18 protein-coding genes are annotated in these 15,157 nt (G+C 63.9%); 9 read left to right on the forward strand and 9 right to left on the reverse strand.

Translation table 11 applies throughout. The features are described from left to right. Positions 1-57: 57 nt before the first annotated feature. From CVS48_RS01240 to CVS48_RS01250, 3 genes are read right to left on the reverse strand one after another with little or no spacing between them, the layout of a single operon-like run. Positions 58-399 (reverse strand): Zn-ribbon domain-containing OB-fold protein, encoded by a 342-nt coding sequence (locus CVS48_RS01240; protein WP_100852907.1) that lies wholly within the window; start codon positions 397-399, stop codon positions 58-60. Then, complete coding sequence (locus CVS48_RS01245; RefSeq protein WP_100852908.1) at positions 396-1,544, reverse strand: thiolase family protein; 1,149 nt, start codon at positions 1,542-1,544, stop codon at positions 396-398. The genes CVS48_RS01240 and CVS48_RS01245 overlap by 4 nt, the downstream gene beginning before the upstream one ends. Beyond that, complete coding sequence (locus CVS48_RS01250; RefSeq protein ID WP_100852909.1) at positions 1,537-2,307, reverse strand: IclR family transcriptional regulator; 771 nt, start codon at positions 2,305-2,307, stop codon at positions 1,537-1,539. Before CVS48_RS01250 ends, CVS48_RS01245 begins: the two co-directional genes overlap by 8 nt. Positions 2,308-2,509: 202 nt before the next feature. On the opposite strand from CVS48_RS01250, the gene CVS48_RS01255 reads away from it, so the two are divergent. Both CVS48_RS01255 and CVS48_RS01260 read left to right on the forward strand, forming a co-directional pair. Then, on the forward strand, positions 2,510-2,830 hold the full coding sequence (locus CVS48_RS01255; protein ID WP_100857459.1) for a hypothetical protein: 321 nt from the start codon (positions 2,510-2,512) through the stop codon (positions 2,828-2,830). Positions 2,831-2,832: 2 nt separating this feature from the next. After that, the gene (locus CVS48_RS01260) at positions 2,833-3,423 is read left to right on the forward strand and encodes a DUF2946 family protein (RefSeq protein WP_100852910.1); all 591 of its coding nucleotides are present in this window, start codon (positions 2,833-2,835) and stop codon (positions 3,421-3,423) included. A gap of 20 nt (positions 3,424-3,443) precedes the next feature. On the opposite strand, the gene CVS48_RS01265 is transcribed toward CVS48_RS01260, so the two are convergent. Then, complete coding sequence (locus tag CVS48_RS01265; protein ID WP_050447291.1) at positions 3,444-3,845, reverse strand: DoxX family protein; 402 nt, start codon at positions 3,843-3,845, stop codon at positions 3,444-3,446. A gap of 128 nt (positions 3,846-3,973) precedes the next feature. Between CVS48_RS01265 and CVS48_RS01270 the strand changes: the two genes are divergently transcribed. From CVS48_RS01270 to CVS48_RS01290, 5 genes are all read left to right on the forward strand, one after another. Then, on the forward strand, positions 3,974-4,906 hold the full coding sequence (locus CVS48_RS01270; protein ID WP_167400932.1) for a LysR family transcriptional regulator: 933 nt from the start codon (positions 3,974-3,976) through the stop codon (positions 4,904-4,906). Positions 4,907-4,916: 10 nt separating this feature from the next. Next, a complete protein-coding gene (locus tag CVS48_RS01275; RefSeq protein ID WP_100852912.1) occupies positions 4,917-5,498 on the forward strand; it encodes an NUDIX hydrolase in 582 nt (193 codons plus the stop codon). Beyond that, a complete protein-coding gene (gene aat / locus CVS48_RS01280) occupies positions 5,495-6,268 on the forward strand; it encodes a leucyl/phenylalanyl-tRNA--protein transferase (protein WP_100852913.1) in 774 nt (257 codons plus the stop codon). The genes CVS48_RS01275 and aat overlap by 4 nt, the downstream gene beginning before the upstream one ends. 40 nt (positions 6,269-6,308) lie before the next feature. Continuing rightward, positions 6,309-7,043 carry an arginyltransferase gene (locus tag CVS48_RS01285; RefSeq protein ID WP_100852914.1) on the forward strand — a complete coding sequence of 245 codons (735 nt, stop codon included), beginning with the start codon at positions 6,309-6,311 and terminating at the stop codon, positions 7,041-7,043. A 64-nt stretch (positions 7,044-7,107) separates the two neighbouring features. Then, positions 7,108-8,151, forward strand: coding sequence for a quinone-dependent dihydroorotate dehydrogenase (locus tag CVS48_RS01290; RefSeq protein WP_100852915.1), 1,044 nt, complete (start codon positions 7,108-7,110; stop codon positions 8,149-8,151). A 203-nt stretch (positions 8,152-8,354) separates the two neighbouring features. Here the strand turns inward: CVS48_RS01290 and CVS48_RS01295 are convergent, their stop codons facing one another. Continuing rightward, positions 8,355-8,933, reverse strand: coding sequence for a phasin family protein (locus tag CVS48_RS01295; protein ID WP_100852916.1), 579 nt, complete (start codon positions 8,931-8,933; stop codon positions 8,355-8,357). A 383-nt stretch (positions 8,934-9,316) separates the two neighbouring features. On the opposite strand from CVS48_RS01295, the gene CVS48_RS01300 reads away from it, so the two are divergent. Then, positions 9,317-10,294, forward strand: coding sequence for a tripartite tricarboxylate transporter substrate binding protein BugD (locus tag CVS48_RS01300; RefSeq protein WP_100852917.1), 978 nt, complete (start codon positions 9,317-9,319; stop codon positions 10,292-10,294). Between the two features lie 69 nt (positions 10,295-10,363). Here the strand turns inward: CVS48_RS01300 and CVS48_RS01305 are convergent, their stop codons facing one another. From CVS48_RS01305 to CVS48_RS01315, 3 genes are all read right to left on the reverse strand, one after another. After that, positions 10,364-11,227 carry an IclR family transcriptional regulator gene (locus CVS48_RS01305; protein WP_100852918.1) on the reverse strand — a complete coding sequence of 288 codons (864 nt, stop codon included), beginning with the start codon at positions 11,225-11,227 and terminating at the stop codon, positions 10,364-10,366. 124 nt (positions 11,228-11,351) lie between these two features. Then, positions 11,352-12,167 carry a competence/damage-inducible protein A gene (locus tag CVS48_RS01310; protein ID WP_100852919.1) on the reverse strand — a complete coding sequence of 272 codons (816 nt, stop codon included), beginning with the start codon at positions 12,165-12,167 and terminating at the stop codon, positions 11,352-11,354. A gap of 31 nt (positions 12,168-12,198) precedes the next feature. After that, positions 12,199-13,008 carry an EI24 domain-containing protein gene (locus tag CVS48_RS01315; RefSeq protein ID WP_100852920.1) on the reverse strand — a complete coding sequence of 270 codons (810 nt, stop codon included), beginning with the start codon at positions 13,006-13,008 and terminating at the stop codon, positions 12,199-12,201. Positions 13,009-13,072: 64 nt separating this feature from the next. Here CVS48_RS01315 and CVS48_RS01320 point away from each other — a divergent pair, with 64 nt between their 5' ends. Next, positions 13,073-13,456: a thioredoxin family protein gene (locus CVS48_RS01320; protein WP_100852921.1), complete on the forward strand. Its 384-nt coding sequence runs from the start codon at positions 13,073-13,075 to the stop codon at positions 13,454-13,456. Between the two features lie 73 nt (positions 13,457-13,529). Here CVS48_RS01320 and CVS48_RS01325 read toward each other — a convergent pair whose 3' ends face one another. Further along, positions 13,530-15,026, reverse strand: a complete 1,497-nt coding sequence (locus CVS48_RS01325; protein ID WP_100852922.1) for a DEAD/DEAH box helicase — start codon at positions 15,024-15,026, stop codon at positions 13,530-13,532. Positions 15,027-15,157: the final 131 nt, after the last annotated feature.

Genomic DNA, 15,157 nt, shown 5'->3' on the forward strand with positions numbered 1-15,157 from the left:
GTTGTCTCCTCCTTGCGGATGTGTTGTTCTACAGAGTGTGGAAATGCCGGCGGCGCATCAAGGCGGCCGGCGCGCCTCGAAACCCAGCAATGCGCGGCCGTCGATGCGCATCGCGCGGCCCACGACTTCCTGGCCAATGGCCACGCCGGTGTCGGCATGGCCCATCAGTACCGCGCCCTCCTCAAGGCGCACCAGAACCAGCGTGTAAGGCACATGCCGACGCCAGAATTCGTCGGGCGCGCGATGCACGTCGGTGCGCGCCAGGACCACGCCCACCCCGCCGCTGTGACGCCATTTCAAGGACGTGCCGCCGCAGGACGCGCAGGCATAGGGGCGCAAGGCCCACCAAGCACCGCAATCGTCGCAACGCTGCAATTCCAACGCGCCGTGCGTGTTCATCGGGCGTCCTCCGCTTGCAGCACCAGGCTGACGTGGGCCGACAGCACACCGCCGTCGGCATGCACCAACGCACAACGGCGCCTGGCCGCCTGGCGTGCCCCGCCACGGCCCGCCAGTTGGGTCCAGGCCTCGGCAACATGCGCCATGCCGCCGGCCACGCCGGAATGCCCGAAGGACAACAGTCCGCCATGCGTATTGAGCGGCAGCGGCCCAGCAGCATTGAAATCTCCGCGCCGCACCCGTTGCGCGGCCCCACCGCGCGGCGCGTAGCCCAGCTCTTCAAGCAGCATGGCCAGCGTGATGGTGAAGGAATCGTAGATGCCCAGGTAATCGATCTGGCCGGGTTCGATGCTGGCATCAAGGCGAGCGCGCTGCCAGGCGCGCGCGGCGCCGGTGTCTTCGACGTCGTTCAGCGCCGACAGGTGCTGGTGGCGATGCGCCTGGCCCGCGCCGCTGATGCGCACCGGGCCATCGTCCGTGCTGATGAGCAGCGCCACCGCGCCATCCGAGATTGGGCAGCAATCGAGCAGGTGCAACGGCGTGGAGATGGGCCGCGAAGCCATCACCTGTTCCACGCTGATGGGCTCCGCCAAGTGCGAGCAGGCGTGGCCGGCGGCGTGGCGCCGCATCAGCACGGCAAGCTCGGCCAGGTCTTCGCGGCGCGTGCCGGTAAGGTGCATGTAGCGGGACGCCAGCAGCGCGTAATAGGCGGGCACCGAGGCGCCATTGGGCACTTCTGTGTCGGCTTCGCCGACCTGCGCCAAGGTCTGGATGGAGGCGTCGACCGGCTGCCCTGTCAATCGGTTCTCGCCGGCCACTACCAACAGGCGGCGGCAACGGCCCGAGCGTACCAGCTCGCGGGCCAGCATGACCATGGCCGCGCCGGTCGCGCCGCCCATCTGCATGCCATGGGCATAGTGAGGGTCCAGGCCCAGCTTTTCACTGAGTAGCGTGGCCAGCATCAAATGCGGGTACGTGGTGGCGTAGCCACACAGCACGCCGTCGATATCGCCGCGCGGCACGCCGGCTTGCGCCAGCGCATCATTGGCGGCCTCGGCCATCAGGTCCAAGGCCGAACGCCCTTCATGGCGACCGAATCGCGTGGTGACGGCGGCAAGCAAGTAGGCGTGGCGGCGATCAAGCATGAGGCATCCACGCGCGTTCGATGGCGCGCGCCTCGGCAGTGAGCGCCTGCGCCAGTTCTGTTTCACGCGATCGGATGCGGTCGCTAAGCGCCGCCACGCTGAGCGCGGCAATGGCGCGTCCGCTGGGACCACGCACGGCCACGCCCAGGCCACCCATCTTGTCCACCACCACGTCCAATAGCATCGAATGGCCGGCCTTGCGGGCGCGGGCCGTCATCCGGTCCATCACTTGGGCCGGGTAGTTCGGGTAGCGGTCGCGCAGCCACTGACGCACGGGCGGCAGCACGGCATGCGCCTCGCTCTCATCCAACGCGGCCAACAGCGCCAGACTGCCCGCGCCGACGCCCAGCGGACGCCGGCTGCCCACATCCAGGTAGTTGGCGCGTATCGGGTAATCGCCGAAACACAGATCCAGGCAAACGGACTCCCAGCCGGTGGGCATGGACAGGATGACGGTGTCGCCGAACTTGCGGGCAAGACGGATCAGCGAGGCGCGCGCCAAGCCGCGCAAATCCAGGCCATCGACCATAGCGTGGTGCATGGCGTAGATCTGCGGTCCCAGCATGTAGTGCTTGCTGACCGGGTCTCGCTCCACGAAACCCTCGGCTTCCAGGTCCTTCAGGATGCGCAGGGCCGTGGAGACATCCAGCTGCGCCGCCTGGGCAATATCCGTCAGGCGCTGGACGCGCCGGCTGGACAGGCTGGCCAGTACGCGGCAGACCTTTTTCGTAGCAGAGACTAGGCTCGTTTCCTGGGATGGCATGGCAGCGGCAAGGCCCGTTGGCTAAGTATGGGCACAAGATAGGCAAGCCCGCAGACCCGGTAAAGTTGCGTCGCAGCAAATTTTCGTCCAGCGAAAATCGCGCGCCCCGCCCCCTCGGCCTCTCGCAACTCGTTACGCATCCCTACGCGCGGACAATCGAATGATTGCTAAGGTGACGCCGTTTTCCACTCACGTCGACGCCATGCACCGCATTCTGATTTCCCGCGCCTGTTCCCCCATGCTTGCCCTGTCGACCGCCGCCTTGCTATCGCTTGCACCGATAGCTGCCCAGGCCGACGACGACGACCGCCACCACCATCGTCACGGACGCGAGTACAAGGAAAAATACTGGGACGGCGCGTGCAAGGTCGAGCGCAAATGGAAGCGCAACGGCGAATACCAGGAAAAGCGCAAGTGCCGCGATGATTACCGGCAGGGGTACTATGCACAGCCTCAGGTCGTCGTACCGATGGCGGCCCCCGCCATTGTCATCACGCCGCCTTCCATCATCATCAGGCCCTGAACATGGATCAATCGGTAAAGGACGCACTCGCCCGCTGGCCCAACGTGCCGGCGGTGTTTGGCTGGCTGTCGCTGGACGGACGCGGCCGGTGGCGCCTGCATCCGCAGGGCCAGGCCGGGCAAGGCGGCGCGGGCGAATCCATTACCAATACCCAGATCCTGGACTTCATCAACCGCAACTATGAACATGACGACGCCGGCCGCTGGTATTTCCAGAACGGGCCGCAGCGGGTCTTCGTGCGCCTGGACGGCGCGCCGTTCGTGCTTCGTCTGAGCGACGACAACCGCCGCCTGCTGACGCATACGGATGTGGCGGTCGACACCATCAGTAGCTGGTGGCTGGACGACGCGGGCCAGTTGTACGCGGTCACGCAAGCAGGCGCCGGCTTGCTGCTGGACCGCGACCTGCCCGCAGTGCTGGAAAAACTGTGTACCGAGGATGGCGCCCCACTGCTTGAGACCTTGGCCGACCTGGCACCTGACACGACGATCTCGGTTTCCTGGCCTGGCGTCTACGCCGCCGCGCCACTGTGCGCGATTACGCGGCAGGATGTGGCGCGACGCCTGGGGTTCGATCCCAATCCGGCTGGCTGATTCGCCTGCGCGGGTTGCTATCAGCCGCGCCCGCTCTTGACCAGGGCGAACTTGCCATCGCCCAGCAGCACCAGCACGGCGGCGGCAACGGTCAGGAAGATCGGATATTCCCAACCGCCGCCGGCATTGCCGAAGCCCCAGCCATTGCCAAAGTGCACGGTGGACGCCACGAACAACTGCACCACCGCGATCGCCGCCACCCAGCGCGGCACAATGCCCAAAATCAACAGCACGCCGGCACCCACTTCAAAGAACGTGACGGGGTAGGCCAGCCAACCAGCGAACCCGATCTTGGCGAAGAACTGCGCGGTGCCGGGCAGCGTGAACACCAGCAGCTTGGTCAGGCCGTGGGCCAGGAACATGACGCCAAGCGCCACGCGCAGCAGCAGCGCGGCGTAAGGCGCGGTACGGGTATCGATCATTGCAATTCCTTGTGCGGTTGGGAATCTCCCGACACGGGAGATCCTTCCAAGGGCGCTATTCTTGCGATTCCAAAAACAAAGATAAACCTGCAGAATTGCAAATTATTGTTCCCCGTTAGGAAACAATCTTGGATACACACACCGCCATGCAGACCTACGCCAAGGTCGTTGAATTGGGCTCTTTCGCGGCCGCGGCCGACAAGATGGGCCAGGCGCGCTCGGTCGTGACGCGGCAGATTGCCTATCTGGAACAAAAGTACGGGGTGCGCCTGCTGAACCGCACCACGCGCAAACTCAGCATGACGGACGCCGGGCGCGCGTTCTATGAGCGGGTGCGCCCCATCCTGGCGGAAGTGGCGGATCTGGAGCTGTCATTGCAGGCCGAGGGCCAGCGCCCCAGCGGCCGCCTTCGGATCAGTGCGCCGGTGTCGTTCGGCATTCTGCATCTGGGGCCCGCCATTGCGGAATATCTGCAACGCTATCCCGACGTAGTCATCGACCTGGACCTGAACGACCGCGTGGTGGACCTGGTGGAAGACGGCTACGACGTGGCGGTGCGGATCGGGCCGCTGCAAGACTCGTCGCTGGTGGCACGCCCCCTGGCCCCGCAGCAATTGCTGGTTTGCGCCGCCCCCGCCTACCTGAAGCGCCATGGCACACCAAAGACGCCCGAAGACCTGAAGCAGCACCGTTGCTTGCACTACGCCTATGCCAGTACCGGCAATGAATGGCACTTCGAGAAAGACGGGGTCACGCATCTGGTGCGCATCACCGCCGCGTTACGGGCCAACAACGGCGACGTGCTGCGCACCGCGTCGCTGGCCGGCCATGGCATTATTCTGCAACCCGAATTCCTGGTCGGCGACGATATCCGCGCCGGCCGGCTGGTGGCCTTGCTGGCCGACTACGCGCACACCCCGATTTCCATGTACGCCATCTACCCGCATCGCCGCTTCCTCTCGCCCAAGGTGAGGTCGTTCGTCGAGCACTTGGAAGAACGGTTCGGCGGCGCCACCCCTGCTGCCCCCGGGGGACGCGCCGGTCCGCGCCGCAGCCGTTAGAATCAAGCCCATGACCGCCAAATCGTCCATCGAATACTTCCCCGCCCCCCGCCGTTCGCTTTTTTGCAGCCAGTGCGGCACGCCCGTCAACCGCCGGGTGCCGGAAGGCGACAACCGTGAACGCGACATCTGTGATCACTGCGGCGCCATCCACTACCAGAACCCGCGTTTGGTGGTGGGCACGGTGCCCGTCTGGGAAAACCGCGTGCTGCTGTGCCGGCGCGCAATCGAACCGCGCTACAACACCTGGACGCTGCCGGCTGGCTTCATGGAGCTGGGCGAAAGCACGGCCCAAGGCGCGGCCCGCGAAACGCTTGAGGAATCCGGCGCGCGTATCCAACTGGGCGAGCTCTACACCATGATCGACCTGCCGCAGATCGATCAGGTACACGTTTTCTATCTGGCCCAGGCGCTGGGGCCCGAACTGGATCCCGGCCCGGAAAGCCTGGAGGCCCGCTGGTACGACGAAGCCGACATCCCCTGGGACGATCTGGCGTTTCGCACCGTGGCGACCACGCTGCGCCATTACTTTGACGACCGCAAGCAAGGCGCGTTCGTGCCCCATCACTACACCCTAGAATCGCACCGTTGAAGCTGCCCTGGCTTGCCGTCGACACTCCGTTTCCGCCCGCGGAATATGCGCTGACGGAACCTGACGGCCTGCTCGCGGCCGGCGCCGACCTATCCACCGACCGCCTGATCCAGGCTTATTCCAACGGCATCTTTCCCTGGTATTCGGAAGGTGAGCCCGTGCTGTGGTGGAGCCCCGACCCGCGCATGGTGCTGGCGATCAAGGACTTTTCGCCATCCCATTCACTGCGCAAGCTACTGCGGCAAATTGCCAGCCAGGAGCAGGACGCGCAGCCGCGCGTGCAGGTGCGGGTGGACACTGCCTTTTCCGAGGTCATGGCGCGATGCGCTGCCCCACGCGCGGGGCAGCCGGGCACCTGGATCACCAGCGCCATGCAGCACGCGTATGCGGACTGGCACCGGGCTGGCTATGTGCATAGCATCGAAACGTGGATCGATGGCGAACTGGCTGGCGGCCTTTACGGCATCAGCCTGGGCCGCATGTTCTTCGGCGAATCCATGTTCACCCGCGCGCCCAACGCGTCAAAGATCGCCCTGGCCTACCTGGTGCGCTATCTGGCGGCGCAAGGCGTGGAACGGATTGATTGCCAGCAGCAGACACAGCATCTGGCCAGCCTGGGCGCCCGCCCTATCCCGCGCACGCAGTTCCTCGAGTACGTCCGCCATGCCACGGCGCAGCCCCCGATTTCCTGGGCCCGGGGCACCCTGGACAGCGCCGCGCGCCTGCTGCCGGACGCCCCATCCGACGGCGACTTAAGCGTTAATATGTAGCCATCCCATCGCGGACGGACCGCGCGATGCGCACTACTCCATGAGCCAGCTCAAAGAACTCCCCTTCTCCACGCTGCAGTTCTACGCAACCGCTCCTTACCCTTGCAGCTACCTGCCGGGTCGCCAGGCGCGGTCGCAGGTTGCCGCGCCGGGCCATCTGATCAACGCGGGCACCTATTCGCAGTTGGTCGAACAAGGGTTTCGCCGCAGCGGGCTGTTCACCTACCGCCCCCATTGCGACAATTGCCGTGCCTGCGTGCCCGTGCGCGTGGACACGGCGGGTTTCGCGCCCAACCGCAGCCAGCGACGCGCCTGGCGTGACCATCAATCCCTGCAGTCGTTCGTGGCCGAGCTGGCCTGGTCGCCCGAACACTATCGGCTCTACACGCGCTATCAGCAGGGCCGGCACCCGGGCGGCGGCATGGACGAAGACAGCCGCACGCAGTACGCGCAATTCCTGCTGACCAGCCGGGTCAACACGCGCCTGGTGGAATTCCGTGACCCCGAGGGTGTGCTGATGATGGTGTCGATCATCGACGTGCTGGATGACGGGCTGTCGTCGGTCTACACCTTCTATGATCCGGACATCGAAGGCAGCCTGGGCACCTACAGCATCCTGTGGCAGATCGAGCAGTGCCGCACGCTGAACCTGCCCTGGCTCTATCTGGGCTACTGGATCGCCGAGAGCCGCAAAATGTCCTATAAGTCCAGCTTCCATCCCGCGCAGTTCCTGGTCGATGGCGAATGGCAGGCTCAGGCCAATCCGTCCCTTTGACTTGATTCCGGAGCCGCCTGGGTTTAGCGCAAGCCAGGCGAAATTCGCTCTACAATTCCGCCCCATGTCTATCCTCTTCCACGCCTATCCCCTGGCCCGCCCGGCGTTGTTCGCCATGGACGCGGAAACCGCCCACGAAGTTACGCTGTCGGGCCTGCAACGCGCGTATGAATGCGGCGCCACGCGCAAGCTGATGCATGCGCAGCCCAAGGCGCCATGCACGCTGATGGGCATGCAACTGGAAAACCCGATCGGGTTGGCGGCGGGGCTGGACAAGAACGGCGCCTATATCGATGCGCTGGGCAACCTGGGCTTTGGTTTTATCGAGGTCGGCACGGTGACCCCGCGCGCGCAGCCCGGCAACCCCAAGCCGCGCATGTTCCGGTTGCCGCGCGCCAATGCGCTGATCAACCGCCTGGGCTTCAATAACCAGGGCCTGCCCGCCTTTCTGGCTAATGTGCAACGCAGCCAGTGGCGCAAGCAGGGCGGCATCCTGGGCCTGAACATCGGCAAGAACGCGGACACGCCCATTGAGCGCGCCGCCGACGATTACCTGATCGGCCTGGAAGGGGTGTACCCGCATGCGGACTATGTGACGGTGAACATTTCGTCGCCGAACACCAAGAACCTGCGGGCGCTGCAAAGCGGCGATGAACTGTCGGCGTTGCTGGCGCAGTTGGCCGACAAGCGCCGGGCCTTGGAAGACCAGCACCAGCGCCGCGTGCCCATGGCGGTGAAGATCGCCCCGGACCTGACGCAAGAACAGATCGACGCCATTGCCGATACCTTGCCGCGCCACGGCATCGACGGCGTCATCGCCACCAACACCACGCTGTCGCGCGACGCGGTCGCGGGTCAGGCGCACGCCGAAGAAGCCGGCGGCCTGTCGGGCGCGCCGGTGCATGAACTGTCGTTGAAAGTGATACGCCGCCTGAAGGAACAGCTGGGCAACAGCCTGGCAATCATTGGCGTGGGCGGCGTGCTGTCGGGCCAGCAAGCGCGCGAAAAAATGGCTGCCGGCGCGGACGCCGTGCAGTTGTACACGGGTTTGATCTACCGCGGCCCTGCCCTCGTGGGCGAGTGCGTACGCGCGACGGCAAAACGCTAGCCATCAAAAAGATGCACCCTCGGGGTGCTTCCCAAGTGCACACTTGGGGCTTGCCGAGTGCACCCTTGGGTGCGCCCCACTGCGCCCGGCCATCGCGCCAGGCAAAAAAAGGGGCCACCCTGTGGGTGGCCCTAATTCCAGCTCTGCTCTGTTACTCAACAGTACTACATTACTGCGATTTGCGCAGCATCGCGCGCCAAGACTCAGGCGGTGCGACGGCTACGGCTGGCAACCTTGGTGGCGGCATCGGCGGCATCCGTTGCTGCCTTGAAGGTCGCGTTGGCGGCGGCATTCAGGTTCGACTCGGCAACTTCAGCAGCCTGCTTGGCGGCCTTGGTCACGGAATCGTAAGCGCTGGTGGCGGTGGCCAGCGAGGACTTGATCAGGGCGACGGCGCTTTCGGAACCAGCCGGAGCGTTCTTCGACAGTTGGTCGACGGCTTCGCTCAGTTGCTGCTGGCTTTCAGCGATTTGCTCTTCGGTCAGCTTGACCAGGCTGCCTTGCACACCGGCAACGATGTCATACACGTGCTTGGTGTAGGCCATGGCCTTTTCAGCGCCCGGCTGCAGCAGGCCCGAGGCAAACGCGGCGGCTTCCTGCGGATCCTTGACTTCAGAGGCTAGCTGCGACTTCTGGGCGACTTCGTCCAGCGTGGCGCGCACGACCTTCATATTCAGTTCGACCAGCTTTTCAAAGCCAGCGAAAACGGCGGACTGGGCAGCCACGAAAGTGTTGATGCTGGCCTTTTGACGGTCCAGGACTTGTTGCGGAATTGCGCTCATAGAATGCTCCTTTAGAGGTAGCCGGACGCTTTCCGGCAAGAAGGATTGGTTGTCTGCGACGAAAGATAAAAACGTGCGCGGAAACTGGTACTACAAGCTACCGCCGGCCCGTTTGATGCACTGCACAATTCACATTCTAGACTGGCAGAAATTGTTGTCAAGCGGTTTTTGTGCAACGCAACAAGTATTTGCACTTTAACGGTGCAGACGTTTGCACGTCTTTGATCCTGGACAAGTTTTTCCCATGATTCGGGAAATACCGGACATGACGGCGTATCAATTCTTTTCTAAACTGCTTGCACGCTGATGACAGAAAAAACAAACCATAAATCAGCGGTCAATAACTAAATCGCAGCAAGCAAAACCCTGCAATTGGAGACTTCATGACCCTAATTCCCCGCACGCTTTCGGCCCTGCTCGCGGCCAGCGCCATGTTCGCGGCCGGCGCCGCCCAAGCGGAATATCCGGAACGCCCCATCAATATGGTCGTGCCGTTCGCCGCGGGTGGCCCCACCGACAACGTAGCCCGCTCCCTGGCGGAAGCCATGCGGCAAAGCCTGGGACAGACGGTCGTGGTCGAAAACAAGGGTGGCGCCGGTGGCACCATCGGCACGACGCAGGTTGCACGCGCCCAGCCGGACGGCTATTCCGTCCTGCTGATGCACGCCGGCTTCACGACCGCGCCCTCGCTGTACAAGAACCCTGGCTACGACCCGTTCAAGGGCTTCGAGCCCGTGGGTCTGGTGGTCGATGTGCCCATGACCATCGTCGCGCGCTCGGACTTCCCGCCCAACAACATCAAGGAACTGGCCGAATACGTCAAACAGAACAAAGACAAGGTGTCGCTTGCCAACGCCGGTATCGGCGCGGCCAGCCATCTGTGCGGCACCATGCTGGTTGAAGCGCTGGGCGTCCAGTTGCTGACGATTCCGTACAAGGGCACCGCTCCGGCCATGAATGACCTGCTGGGCAAGCAGGTGGACCTGATGTGCGACCAGACCACCAACACCACGCAGCAGATCGAAGGCGGCAAGGTCAAGGCCTACGCCGTGACCAGCCTGAAGCGTGTGCCCACGCTGCCCAACCTGCCGACCATGGACGAATCCGGCTACAAGGGCTTTGAAGTGGGTATCTGGCACGGAATGTGGGTGCCGAAGGGCACGCCCAAGCCGGTGGTGGACAAGCTGGTCAAGAGCCTGCAGGCCGGCCTGGCCGACCCCAAGTTCCAGGAACGCATGAAGCAGCTTGGCGCTTCGGTGCTGACCGCGGAAGCGAACCCGCAGGCGCTTGACGCCAAGGTCAAGCAGCAAGTCCCGCAATGGGCCGAGCTGTTCAAGAAAGCAGGGCTTGAACCGCAATAACGCGGTGGGCAAGAGCAAGAAAAGCCCCGCAAGGGGCTTTTCCTTTTCCTCATGGGCAAGCGCCCGGCTCTACGGACGCAGGGCTTCCGCGGCCATACCCAAACCGTTGAAGCCGGTGGAAACCGAGGGTTCGTAACCCAGCGCTTCCGAAATACTGGCCGCGGTGTCGACCAGCGCCTTGATCCAATCGTCCTGCAAGCGTTCGGCGGGCGCCGAGATGGACAGCCCGGCCACCAGCTTGCCGGTGTCATCAAAAATACCCGCGGCGATGCAACGCACGCCCAGCTCAAGCTCTTCGTTGTCCCGCGCATAGCCGTGGCGCCGCACCAGCGCCAATTCGCGTTCCAGGCGGTCCAGGTCGGTCAGGCTGTTGCGCGTATGGCCGGCAAGACCCGTGCGCAGCGCGTAGGCGCGCACCTGCCGCGTGTCGCCGGTGGACAGGAACAGCTTGCCGGTAGACGTCAGGTGCAAGGGGGCGCGGCCACCAATGGCGCGCACCACCTGCATGCCGGAGCGCTCGCTCCAGGCACGGTCGATATAGACAATTTCATCCCCCTGCTGCACCGACAGGTTGATTGTCTGCCCGGTCAGCTTGTGCAGGGAACGCATGGCCGAAATGGCGGCCTCGCGAACATTCAGGCGGCCCTTCACCAATGACCCCAATTCCAGCAGCCGCATGCCCAACTGGTACAGGCCGTTGTCGACGCGCTCAACGTAGCGGCCCACGACCAGGTCATTAAGAATGCGATGCGCGGTGGACGCATGCAGCCCCGTGGTGGCCGACAGTTCCTTCAGCGTGACGGGATCCTGCTGCGCGGCCAGGGCATCCAGCAGACGCATGGCGCGCTCGATCACCTGGATGGCGATGGGATGGCTGGACGCGCCTTCGGTCTCGGCGTCCAAGGGAGTACGGGGTGTCGAAAGACGGGGCATAGGGGTAGATAGGGCTAGCGCCGCAACACCGAAAAAGCCCGGTCTTGCGGCAACGCAGCAAACAGTCCTTTCCCGTATTGTGAAATTTACGACGCCATTTTGCAATGGCTTTTTGCAAGGTTTCCTATGCGGCGGCCGGCGGAGCCAGCTTTCCACCCAACCGCAGGACCTCGGCACGCAGGAACTCAAGCGCCTCGGCGGCACCGACCGGTTCGCCCTTCACACCCAGCTCAATATGGGGCGTTCCGCCGGCTTCGCCCACGCTGGGCAAGCTGAACGCGCGCACATCGGGCCATCGGCTTTCCACGCTGACCATGGCCGGGGTGATGCGTGACTCCGGCATGCTGAACACCAGGAACGAATGCTCGACGTGGACTCGCACATGCTGCAGCGCACGATAGCGGGTGTCCAGCGTCCATTCCAGCATCGGCCAGGCCATTACGGGAAAGCCGGGCACGAAGGTGTGATCCTGAATGAAAAAGCCCGGAATGCGGTTGTACGGGTTCGGCACGATCTCGCAGCCTTCCGGGAACATGCCCATCTGCAGGCGCTGCTGGTTCTCGGGCGCGCTCATGTCGGCCGTGCCCTGCCCCTTCTCGGCCATTTCAGCGGTACGCAAGGCGATGGCCTGCTCGGCTTCCGGGTGCAAGGCCAGCGGCAAGCCCAAGGCGGCGGCGGCGGCCTGACGCGTATGGTCATCGGGCGTGCCGCCGATGCCGCCACACGAAAACACCACGTCGCCCGTGGCGAAGCTGCGCCGATACGCTGCCACCAGGGTGTCGCGGTCATCGGGCAGGAACTCGGCCCAGCCCAGTTGCATGCCGCGCGCGCTGAGCAGCTCGACGACTTTCGAAAAATGCTTGTCCTGACGGCGGCCCGAGAGGATTTCATCCCCGACGATGATGAGGCCAATGCGACGGGCGGCGGATTCTGCGGCCATGTCCAATTCCAGAAGGTAAGTAAAGTTGCGATCAAACGTCGATGACGTTGTCCTGGCGCAAGCGCTTGAGCGCGTCCAGCCCGTAGTGGGCGTAAACCAGCGCCGAAAACACCGGCAGGATAATCCAGGCGGGCGGCAAGAGGTTCAGGAGCGAACAGATCAGGCCGATGGTCCAGAAGCCACGATTATTGCGATCCAGGATCAACTTGCGTTCTTCGGGGCTGGCATGTTCAACGATGGCATCCACGCGCATCATGCGCGAGAACGCGAAGGCCCACCAGAAGATAGACAGGATGATCGCCATGGGCGGCACCAGCCACAGGGGCAGCGTCAGCACCCAGCCGACCGCGAATGCGGCCGACACCCAGACGGCATTCCACACGCTGACCGCCGTTGAAAATTTGCCGCGCCGCGTCACGCTGGCGTATTCGCGCTGCCCCACGTGGCGCAGCACCAGCGGCATCACGAACACCGCGGCAATCGCCAGGCCCAGGATGCCGGACACGGGCAACAAGATGGCGGCGGCAATGACAGGAATGAGATAGATCTTGAGCGAAAACAGGCCCATGGCGATCATCCATTCGTCGGCCCGGTTGACCATGTCCCAGTGCGATACCTCGGCGCGCAGCCAGTCCGTCAACGGCGTCCAGAAGAGGTACAGCAACAGGAACGCGCCAACCAGCGCAATCAGGAAGGGAAGCAGCACCGCGAACAGCATCGTCGGGTGGCATTGGGACACCAGGGCGCGCTTGAACGCCTGGCCGACGCTGACGGCGCCGTTACCCGCGCCAGAGAAACGGCCATTGCCGGGCGTGGCGGTATCAGTGCGTAAAACGGTCATGGGAGCGGAAAAAAGGGGGTGGACATCCCGGGTATGATAGTCAAACACGCCCCGATCTGCTCACATGTCTCTACTCGTACCCGGCAACGACCTGGCCGCGCTGCGCGCGCGTCTTGGCACCCCCCCCGACACCTGGCTCGTCGCCTGCTTCTGCGCGGCATGGTGCGACACCTGCGAACAGTACAAGCCCAAGCTGCAAGCGCTGGCCGACGCGCTGCCGCAACATGTCTTTGCCTGGATCGACATCGAAGACCACGCCGAATTGCTTGGCGACATAGACGTCGAGAACTTCCCCACGCTGCTCGTGCAGATTGGGTCGCGCGTTGTGTTCTACGGCCCCATGCTGCCGCATATCGGGCATCTGGAACGCCTGCTTGAAAGCGTGAACGCAGACAGCCCGGCAGTGGCCACCGAATTACCTGACTTGCCCAAGCTGCTGGCAGCCTGATTGCCGCGCTGCCAACAAAAAACCCGCAAGGCCTTTGAGCGTTGCGGGTTTTTTCATGCGTACTGGCTGGCGATCAGTTCTTGCGCGAACCGCCCAGCAGTACCGCCACTTGGCGCTTGGGCGCGGACGAACCGCTGTCGTTCTTGGGCGCTTGCTCTTCGACGGACGAGGCCGAGGGCGAAGGCTCGTAAGGCTTCAGGAAGAAATCGTCCACCGGCTGACGCGGGCCGCTGGAGGTGTAACCCGAACGACGATCCGACGAACGGCTACCGCGATCACCACGGCTGTCACGGCCGCCTTCGCGCCCTTCACGCCCCTCACGCCCTTCGCGCGAGGACGAACCGGAGCGTTCTTCGCTGCGGCGGTGGCTGCGCGCCACGGCGTCTGCCGGCAGGTCGAGCGTGCCGCGCGGCACTTCGCGCTTGATCAGCTTTTCGATGTCGAGCAAAAACCGTTCTTCGTCGGGCGTGAACAGCGCGATGGCTTCGCCCGAGGCACCCGCGCGGCCGGTACGGCCGATGCGGTGAACGTAGTCTTCAGCGTTGTACGGCAAGTCGTAGTTGATGACGCACGGCACGCCGGCCACGTCCAGGCCGCGCGCGGCCACGTCGGTGGCGACAAGCACTTCCAGGTCGCCGGCCTTGAAGGCTTCCAGCGCCTTCATGCGGTCCGCCTGCGTTTTGTCGCCGTGGATCGATTCGGCCTTGACGCCATCGCGTTCAAGTTCGCGGGCAAGGCGCGCCGTGCCGATCTTGGTATTCGAAAAAACGATGACCTGCTTCAGCCCGCGAGACTTCACCAGATGCACGACCGCGGCGCGCTTGGCGTCGCTGGGCATCTTGTAGGCGATCTGCGTGATATTTGTGGCGGTGGCGTTGCGCGCCGCGACTTCGATCTCGACCGGCTGGTTCAGGTACGAACGCCCCAGCTTGCGGATTTCGTTGCTGAAGGTGGCCGAAAAAAGCAGGCCCTGACGCTGCGCGGGCAACAGGCGGATGATGCGTTCCAGATCCGGCAAGAACCCCATGTCCAGCATGCGGTCCGCTTCGTCCAGCACCAGGATGCCGACCTGGCTCAGGTTCACGTTCTTTTGCTCAACGTGGTCCAGCAGACGGCCAGGTGTAGCCACCAGGATTTCGCAACCGCGACGCAGCGCTTCTTTTTGCGGACCGATGTCCACGCCGCCAAACACCACGGCCGAACGCAGCGGCGTCTGCTTGCTGTAGCGCTTGACGCTTTCAAACACCTGGTCCGCCAACTCGCGCGTGGGCGTGAGGATCAGTGCGCGCACCGGGTGCCGCGCGGGCGATGCGCTGGCATTGGCCAACGGCATCAGGCGATGCAGGATCGGTACGGTGAACGCGGCGGTTTTGCCGGTGCCGGTCTGGGCGGCGCCCATGACGTCGCGCCCTTCCACCACGACAGGGATGGCTTGCGCCTGAATGGGCGTCGGAATGGTGTAGCCGGTTTCGGCGATGGACTGCAGCAACAACGGGTGCAGTCCAAAATCGGCAAACGTCGGCGCGGGCGCGTCGGCGGTGGGTGCTACGGATTGAGTGGATTCAGTCATCAGGGTTTGGCAGATACCGGGACCAGTGAAAAAGAACAAAACGAGAGTGCTACATGCACTGCACTACATACGCATCGGGGCAATCTGAATACACGTGGTCGCGTTGCGACGGCACGCAAATTGACGCGAAG

The organism is Achromobacter spanius, assembly GCF_002812705.1.
Taxonomy (GTDB): domain Bacteria; phylum Pseudomonadota; class Gammaproteobacteria; order Burkholderiales; family Burkholderiaceae_B; genus Achromobacter; species Achromobacter spanius.